The organism is Aeromonas sp. QDB34, assembly GCF_027705405.1.
GTDB classification, from domain to species: Bacteria; Pseudomonadota; Gammaproteobacteria; order Enterobacterales; family Aeromonadaceae; genus Aeromonas; species Aeromonas hydrophila.
Genome location: NZ_JAPDBT010000014.1, coordinates 101,732 through 109,342, shown reverse-complemented (window position 1 = coordinate 109,342; position 7,611 = coordinate 101,732). Strand labels below are relative to the sequence as shown.

Below are 7,611 nucleotides of genomic sequence, written 5' to 3'. Positions count from 1 at the left end.
AGGGAAGTGAATATCTCACGTTGCTTGCATGAGGCGCTGGGGCACCCCATGCAACACGTAATTGGGACATAGCCTTTTTTATGCCTGCTTTTCAGGTCAAACCATTAATTAATCCTTGTGCGCTTCAGTTTCTATCAAGGTTCGCAGATCTACTCTGGGGCATCGGAACAGAAACCGATCAACAGGGCCGAGCACAGGTCCGACAGTGTTTACACCAGAGGAACGAACAATGAAAAAGACAGCATTGACCATGGCCATCTCCAGCGTGCTGCTGGCCGGTGGTGCGCAAGCCGCTACCGTCTACAACCAGAACGACACCAAACTCGACATCGGTGGTCGCGCTCAAGGCATGTACTACGGCACTGATGACAACGGTTCTGAAGGTGACCAGAGCTACCTGCGTCTACACGTTGCCGGCGAAACCAAGATCGACAACGAGCTGACCGCGTTCGGCTTCGCTGAATACAACCTGCCGGTCTCCGGCTCCGACAACGACGAGCTGCGTTATGCCTACGCTGGCATCAAGCACGATCGCTTCGGCGCCTTCAGCTACGGCCGTCAAGATGGTCTGTTCACCAAAGCCGTGAACAACTACACCGACGTGCTGCCAGAGTGGGGTGATGACGGTCTGGGCAAGGACACCGAAGTGTTCGGTACCGGTCGTACCAACGGCCTGGCCCAGTACATCTATATCTATCAGGGCCTGACCCTGGGTGCCCAGTTCACCGGCAACAACGATCCGCAGAACACCGATCGCTCCAACCTGACTGCCACCAACGGCACCTGGAATCCGAAGGGTTCCGCTGAAGGCTTCGCCGTGTCCGCCAACTATGACTTCGACATGGGCCTGAGCCTGGGTACCGCCTACAACCAGGCTGGCAAGACCGACGAGCAGGCTGCCAACGCCGCCTTCGGTGGTGACCGCGACGCCAAGCTGTACGGTGTCGGTGCCAAGTACGCCGTCGGCGACCTCTACCTGGCTGCCACCTACTCCCACGGTGAAGACCACATGTACGTCAGCACCTTCAACGGCTACGCCGAGAAGATGGATGGCTACGAAGCCGTCGCCCAGTACGCCTTCGGCAAGTTCAAGCCGTCCCTGGCCTACCTGCGTACCGACGTGAAGGACAACGCTCGCGGCATCGATGACACCGCCACCGAGTACGTTTCCATCGGTGCCTGGTACAACTTCACCGACAACTTCAACGCCTACGTTGATTACAAGATCAACCTGCTGGACAACGTCAACGGTACCCACACCAACTCGCTGGGCAAGAACACCGACGACGTGGTCGCCGTGGCCCTGCAGTACAACTTCTAAGTCTTCCCTGAATTGCCTACTGTATTTTTTACCGGCCGCCCAGCGGCTGGTTTTTTATTGCCCGTCAGATATTGACCCGCGCCAGACTCGGCTCACGGTGAAAGCAGTTCACCAGCAGCAGCAAGGTCGTCACCCCGACCGTGCCCAGCACCAGCCAGGGTAACCAGGGCTGACCCTGCAGCATGGCGTAGTCATGCAGCGCGCCGCCCCCCACGTAACCCGTCATGCCCCCCAGCGCCAGCCCCAGCCGGCTAAAGCCCATGTAGCTGCCGCGCGCCCCCGGTTGTGCGAGCTTGGTCATCAGCGTCTCCCGCGCCGGTTCGGCGATGACGATCCCCAGATAGAAGCAGGCCAGCAGCATGAATACCGCAGGCAGGGTGTTGGCAAAGGCCACCAGCCCGATGCCGGTGGTCATCAGCAGCACCCCGGCCATCAAGCGGCTCTCCAGCTTGAAGTGGCGCTCGCCATAGCGCGCCAGCGGATAGAGCAGCGCCAGCGAGATGGCGGTCTCCAGGGTATACATCCAGCCCACCGCCGTGGTGGTGCCCGCCATCTGCTTGACCAGGATGGGGAAGATCAGCATCACCTGGACCCAGAGCGCATAGTAGCCGCTCAGGATCAGCACCAGCCGACAGAACGCCTTGTCCGCCAGCACCTGACCGAGACCGGCGCGGATCGGGGTCGGCCGCACCGAGAGCTTGTAGGCAGGCAGGATCAGCAGGTTGCACAGCGCGGCGCAGACAAACAGGCCGGCCCCCAGCAGGCAGACATACTCGAAGTCGAAGTTGAGCAGCCAGCTGCCGAGCAGGGCCCCCACCACGGCGCCGGCGCTCTCCAGCATCATCAACAAGGAGATGTAGCGCCCCCGCTGACGGGGCCGGGTGAATTTGATCACCAGTGCGGCGCGGGGTGGATCGAACAGACAGCCTCCCAGCCCCGAGATGACGCAGGAGAGGATCAGCTCCAGCCCGCTCTGGGCATAGGCCAGGCTGGCAAACCCCGCCGCCCGCAGCAGCATGCCGCCCACGATGAGCGGCCGTGCGCCGAACTTGTCCGCCAGCGAGCCACCCAGAATGCCCAGTCCCTGCTGGGTCAGCTGGCGCAATCCCAGCGCCAGCCCGACCACCCCGGCCGCCCAACCGAGCTGATCCACGAAGCGCAGGCTGATCATGGGCATCACCACGAAGAATCCCAGGATCACCAACAGGGAATCCAACGCCAAAAACCACCGCCCCAACCGCCTCGCCCGCTCCACCATGACTACCCGTCCCCTGCTTTTCTGATGACATTCCGATTAATTCGTCTCATCGCCCGAATGACGCCGTCACCAAACGGGCTCAAGGTGCAACGAGCCCCTGAACCGATATGGCAATATGCCAAAGCACAACGATTGATACTGCTATTCTGGAAGGACGCCAGATATAGTGGTAGCCGACAACTGGCTATATTTTATATTGGATTATGTTATGGCTATGACCCTCGACGATCTGCAATTGCTGCTGGATGTGGTCAATCGCGGCAGCTTCAGCAAGGCGGCCGCCGTGCGCGGCTGGTCACAACCCATGGTGAGCCAGCGGATCGCCGTGCTGGAACAGGATCTGGGCCAGCCCCTGTTTCGTCGCCATCGGCGCGGCGCCACCCCCACCCCGGCCTGCGAGCAGTTCCTGCCTGCCGCGAGTGCGGCACTGAGTGCGCTGGAAGGGGGTCGCCTGGCAATGCAGGGAGCGCCGGCGCTGCCGCGCATCCGGCTGGCCTGCCTGCCCTCCCTGACGACCGTGGTGTTCGGCCCCCTGCTGCTGGCACTGGTCGACGAGACCTTCGAGATCCGCTGCAACACGGATCACTCCGGCATCATCATGCAGGAGCTGCTGACCGGCGAGACCGACGTCGGCTTCATCCTCAAGTGTCCGGCCATCGCCGGCATCCAGCTCGAGCTGCTCTATCGCTCCCCCATCATAGCCGTGGCCTGTGCCACCCATCCGCTGGCCGGGCGGCAGGGCCTGACCCTGCAGGACATCGCCAACGAGCGGCTGGCCCCCCAGCAGTGGGGCACCGGCTGCGACGAGCTGATCCTGCAGTTGCGACTGCTGCGCCAGGTGGCGAGCCCGCTGCACGCCATCCAGCCCGCCAGCGCGGCCCGGGAGCTGGCGCTGGAGCACGGCTTCATCACCCTGATGCCGGCGCTCGCCATCGCCCGGGATCTGGAGTTCGGCCGGCTGGTGCAGCTGGACGTGGTGGATCTGCCGCCGGATCACTGGGACGTGATGATGGCCTGGCGCAGCGGCAAACGGCCCAATCCCGCCAAGGAGCGGGTGCTGGAGGCCGCCCGTACCCTGGCCCGGCGCTGGGCGGGCAAATCCGCATAAAAAAAGCGCCGGACAAGTCCGGCGCTCCCTCTCTATTTAAAGTTGCTCAGTAACTGGCCTTGAGGGTCACCCCAGAGAAGGCGCTGAAGGCGCTCAGCTGCACGTTCCAGGTCCCCGCCTTGGGCGAGTTCAGGGTGCAGGTCTCGGCATTGCCGCTCTTGTAGGGGCGGCAGTCATAGCTGCTGCTGGTCGGCACGCTGCCGAACTTCACATAGAGATCCGCATCGCCGGTACCGCCGCTGCTGGCGATCACCAGCTGGCTCTTGCCGGCCGGTACGTCGATGGTGAAGTTAAGCTTGCCACCCTTGGCGGCGGAGAGACCGCTCACCGGCACCCCGTTTTGCAGCACGCTGCCCGGCTGCGGCGTGGTGCCGCCACAGGAGGCATTGACCCCCACTGTGGTAAAGGCCGCCGCCACGTCGGTCACGCTGTAGCCCAGGTCGGTAGCGGCCTTGGTCACGCCGCAGGCGCCCTGATCGAAGGTGGTGTTGGCGCCCCAGTAGAGGCGGTTGGCCAGCACGAACACTTCAAAGGCCTTGCGGGTATTCCAGCCGCTGGTGTTGGCCAGCAGGTAGAAGGCGCGGTTGTAGACACCTGAGCTGTGGTGCACGTCGATGCCATCGTAGTAGTCGCTGGCATGACCGATGGAGCTGCCGTCCCGGGTCGGATCCTCAAAGTAGCGCAGCGAGCCGTTGCCCTTGAAGATCTGGGCGCCCACCAGCCAGTCGTTGCTGCCCTTCATGAAGTTCTCGGCCGCTTCCCCCGCCATGTCGGAGAAGGCCTCGTTGATGCCGCCCGACTGACCGGAGTAGACCAGCCCGGAGTTCTGCTCGGTGAAGCCGTGGCTCACCTCGTGGGCCGCCACGTCCAGGCTCACCAACGGGTAGAAGGTGGTGGCGCCGTCACCGAAGGTCATCTGGCTGCCGTCCCAGAAGGCATTCTCATAGTTGCGGCTGTAGTGCACCCGCATCTTCAGCTTGAAGGTCAGCGGCGCCGTGTTGTACCAGTTGCGGTACATGTCGAACACCACGTTGCCGAAGTAGTGGGCGTCGTTGAGCGGCGAGTAGGCGCCGTTGATCTCCTTGACCGTGTTCTCCGGACAGGTGAACTGATGAATGGCGCCGCCCGTGGTGGCGTGATTCATGTTGAGGGTGTCCACGTTCGGGCTGGTCATCCGGCAGTTGTCGTCCACCAGCAGCGGGCCGAAGTCGGCGCCGTAGAAATACTTGCCGGTCTTGACGTTGCCACCCGGGCCGGTGGCGTCCTTGTGGTTGATCCCTTCCCAGCGCTTGAGTTCGCTGCCGTTCTGGGCATCGATCACCACGAAGGGGCGGCTCGGCTCATCGCTCGCCGCCAGCCAGGAGACCAGATAGACCAGGCGGGCCTGCCCCGCGTCATCCTGCATCACGAACAGCTTGACCCGCTCGTTGCTGCCCTTGGCCCCGGCCCGCGCCTTGCTGGCAGCATCGGCCGGCGACAGGGCTGCAGTCGGGCTGGCCACATCGGCATCGATCTGGCGCAGGATCTGGCCGGAGACCTGGCTTATCTGCCCACCGAGGGACTGCTCGGCCACCAGCACCTGGCCCCAGACCGGGATCCCGTGCCAGGTCTGCTCATAGCGTACCCGCTGCTGACCGTTGGGCAGCTTGACCGCCCGTATCTGACGAAACTCGCCATCCCCGGCCAGGGCGCTCACCCCGGCAGCGCCGCTCGGCGCCCCCTGAATGCCCGCTACCTGATGCACATCCACCTGTTCTGCAGCCAGCGCTGCGCTTCCCCAGCAGGCCAATACCACGGCCAAATAGACTTTGTTCATCCGTCTTTTCCTTAAGTCGATGAAGATTACACGTCGGGTCCGTTGCCCGGCGCTCCTACACTAGTTGGCACGTTCAAGATTGCTGCCTGTCATATGTGACAGAGCAGCACAAACCCATAGCAGGATCTGCTGTTGCCCCTGTTTGGTAGCGTGAGAAGAGATCAAAATGGCGAATAACACCAAAAAAAGCCGAACAATGGCCAGGCGCTTGCTGGCCTCCACCAACCGCCCCTCCATATGGGGATGGCGGGGCGCAAGAACAGATGGAAAACCCTTGGCGTACAAGGGGTTGATTGGCTACATTGGCGGTTTGGCGGCCCGCTTCGGGCCCTGACTGGAGGGGAGGTACGGATGTTTTCATGGCAACTGGACGACGAGCTGGCGCTGCTGTTCCTGCAGCCCGACATGGCCAGCGAACTCTTTGCCCTGTGTCGGGAGAACCGCGACTACCTGACCCAGTGGCTGCCCTGGCCGCCCTACATTCAGCAGCCCGCCGACAGCACCACCTTCATCCGCCACGCCATCGAGAAGTTTGCCCGCGGCGAGGGGCTGACCACCGCCATCGAGTATCAGGGGGAAGTAGTCGGCGTCATTGGCTACAACCAGATCGACCGGGCGCTGGCCAAGGTCAGCATCGGCTACTGGCTGGCCGAGCGCTGGCAGGGCAACGGCATCATCACCCGCGCCTGCCAGGCCCTGATCCATCACGCCTTCGAGGAGATGGGGATGGAGAAGGTGGAGATCAGCGCCGCCACCGACAACGAGCCCAGCCGGGCCGTCTGCGAGCGCCTCGGCATGCAGCAGGAGGGGATCACCCGCCGTGCCGAGCGGCTGGCCGACCGCATCGTGGATCACGTTCACTACAGCCTGCTGCGCGATGAGTGGCTCAGGCAGAGGGATCACTGATGGCGCTGCCACACCTGTGCACGGCCCGCTGCCAGCTCACCATACTGCCCCCTGAGCGGGCCGACCTGATGCTGGATTTCTATCTGCGCAACCGCGCCCACCTCGCCCCCTGGGAGCCCAGCCGGGACGAGAGCTTCTACACCCTGAGCCACTGGCACGGCCGGCTGCGCGACAGCTATGGCCAGTTTTTCAATGGCAGCGGGGTGCATCTGGTGGCGCTCGATCCCCATGGTGAACAGGTGATCGCCACCTGCAACTTCACCAACATCCTGATGGGCGCCTTCAAGGCCTGCCATCTGGGTTACGCCATCGACCAGACTCACCAGGGGCAGGGGCTGATGCAGGAGATCGTCGAGGCCGGCATCGACTACCTGTTCCGGGAACACGGCCTGCACCGCATCATGGCCGGCTACATGCCGTCGAATCAGCGCAGCGGCGCCCTGCTCGAGCGGCTCGGCTTCGAGCGGGAGGGGTACGCCAAAGACTACCTGATGATCAACGGCCGCTGGGAGGATCATATCCTCACCGCGCGCCTCAACCCCGCGCTCTAGCTGGTTCTCTTGCCGGCGAAGACCCCGCCAAAGGCGGGGAGCGGGCATAAAAAAACGGGCCCGAAGTTGCCTTCGGGCCCGTTCTTCAGATGAGGTGCAGGCTTAGTTGGCCTTGGCATCGCTCACTGCGGCTTCTGCCTTGGTGGCTACGTCAGCGGCAGCCTTCTCAACGGTTGCAGTCGCTTCGGAAGCAGCCTTCTCTACGGTAGAGGTGGCTTCGCTAGCAGCTTTCTCAACAGTTGCAGCAACGTCGGCGGCCGGAGTAGCGGCCGGAGCGGCGGCTTCTTCTTTCTGACCACAAGCGGTCAACATCAGACCCAGGATACCGGCTACCAGTACTTTGTTCATGTGCATACCCTCAGAAAAATATGGAGAGATGGTTGGTACAACCATCACAGTGCGTCCTTTCACCCGGTGAAAAACCCATATGCCGGGAGCCAAGAGGCGCGCGAAATATATCCCCATACGCGCCCAATGAAAACGAGTATCACAATGATATTTTCTCGTTGGATGGATGAAAAGAACTACTACAACGACAAACATTAATACAAAACACTGTAAACGGCGCAGTTTTGTACAATAAAACGCCACAGGCCCCGTGGTTGCTGGCAATAAACGGCTATTGCATTGTGCCGGCAACCACGCGCGGAC

The 7,611-nt window shown here is 62.4% G+C and carries 7 protein-coding genes; 4 read left to right on the top strand and 3 right to left on the bottom strand.

Translation table 11 applies throughout. The annotated features are described in order from the left end of the window. Nucleotides 1-229: 229 nt before the first annotated feature. The gene (locus OKC29_RS17295; protein WP_270669437.1) at nucleotides 230-1,321 is read left to right on the top strand and encodes a porin; all 1,092 of its coding nucleotides are present in this window, start codon (nucleotides 230-232) and stop codon (nucleotides 1,319-1,321) included. Between the two features lie 64 nt (nucleotides 1,322-1,385). Here OKC29_RS17295 and mdtH read toward each other — a convergent pair whose 3' ends face one another. After that, nucleotides 1,386-2,579, bottom strand: coding sequence for a multidrug efflux MFS transporter MdtH (gene mdtH / locus OKC29_RS17290; protein WP_011704798.1), 1,194 nt, complete (start codon nucleotides 2,577-2,579; stop codon nucleotides 1,386-1,388). Between the two features lie 208 nt (nucleotides 2,580-2,787). Between mdtH and OKC29_RS17285 the strand changes: the two genes are divergently transcribed. After that, nucleotides 2,788-3,687 (top strand): LysR family transcriptional regulator, encoded by a 900-nt coding sequence (locus OKC29_RS17285; RefSeq protein WP_024946193.1) that lies wholly within the window; start codon nucleotides 2,788-2,790, stop codon nucleotides 3,685-3,687. 46 nt (nucleotides 3,688-3,733) lie between these two features. Here OKC29_RS17285 and OKC29_RS17280 read toward each other — a convergent pair whose 3' ends face one another. Next, entirely contained in the window at nucleotides 3,734-5,503 is a 1,770-nt protein-coding gene (locus OKC29_RS17280; RefSeq protein WP_073348947.1) for a M4 family metallopeptidase, read from the bottom strand. A 351-nt stretch (nucleotides 5,504-5,854) separates the two neighbouring features. On the opposite strand from OKC29_RS17280, the gene OKC29_RS17275 reads away from it, so the two are divergent. Further along, the gene (locus tag OKC29_RS17275) at nucleotides 5,855-6,409 is read left to right on the top strand and encodes a GNAT family N-acetyltransferase (protein ID WP_073348946.1); all 555 of its coding nucleotides are present in this window, start codon (nucleotides 5,855-5,857) and stop codon (nucleotides 6,407-6,409) included. Then, the gene (gene rimJ, locus OKC29_RS17270) at nucleotides 6,409-6,960 is read left to right on the top strand and encodes a ribosomal protein S5-alanine N-acetyltransferase (RefSeq protein WP_029305176.1); all 552 of its coding nucleotides are present in this window, start codon (nucleotides 6,409-6,411) and stop codon (nucleotides 6,958-6,960) included. The genes OKC29_RS17275 and rimJ overlap by 1 nt, the downstream gene beginning before the upstream one ends. Before the next feature lie 102 nt (nucleotides 6,961-7,062). Here rimJ and OKC29_RS17265 read toward each other — a convergent pair whose 3' ends face one another. Further along, complete coding sequence (locus OKC29_RS17265; protein ID WP_005309486.1) at nucleotides 7,063-7,308, bottom strand: hypothetical protein; 246 nt, start codon at nucleotides 7,306-7,308, stop codon at nucleotides 7,063-7,065. Between the last annotated feature and the right edge of the window lie 303 nt (nucleotides 7,309-7,611).

What these genes read in the sequence shown, in the direction of transcription:
- OKC29_RS17295 (WP_270669437.1), top strand. Translation starts at nt 230, where the DNA reads ATGAAAAAGACAGCATTGACCATGGCCATCTCCAGCGTGCTGCTGGCC.
- OKC29_RS17265 (WP_005309486.1), bottom strand. Translation starts at nt 7,308, where the DNA reads ATGAACAAAGTACTGGTAGCCGGTATCCTGGGTCTGATGTTGACCGCT.
- mdtH (WP_011704798.1), bottom strand. Translation starts at nt 2,579, where the DNA reads ATGGTGGAGCGGGCGAGGCGGTTGGGGCGGTGGTTTTTGGCGTTGGAT.
- OKC29_RS17285 (WP_024946193.1), top strand. Translation starts at nt 2,788, where the DNA reads ATGGCTATGACCCTCGACGATCTGCAATTGCTGCTGGATGTGGTCAAT.
- rimJ (WP_029305176.1), top strand. Translation starts at nt 6,409, where the DNA reads ATGGCGCTGCCACACCTGTGCACGGCCCGCTGCCAGCTCACCATACTG.
- OKC29_RS17275 (WP_073348946.1), top strand. Translation starts at nt 5,855, where the DNA reads ATGTTTTCATGGCAACTGGACGACGAGCTGGCGCTGCTGTTCCTGCAG.
- OKC29_RS17280 (WP_073348947.1), bottom strand. Translation starts at nt 5,503, where the DNA reads ATGAACAAAGTCTATTTGGCCGTGGTATTGGCCTGCTGGGGAAGCGCA.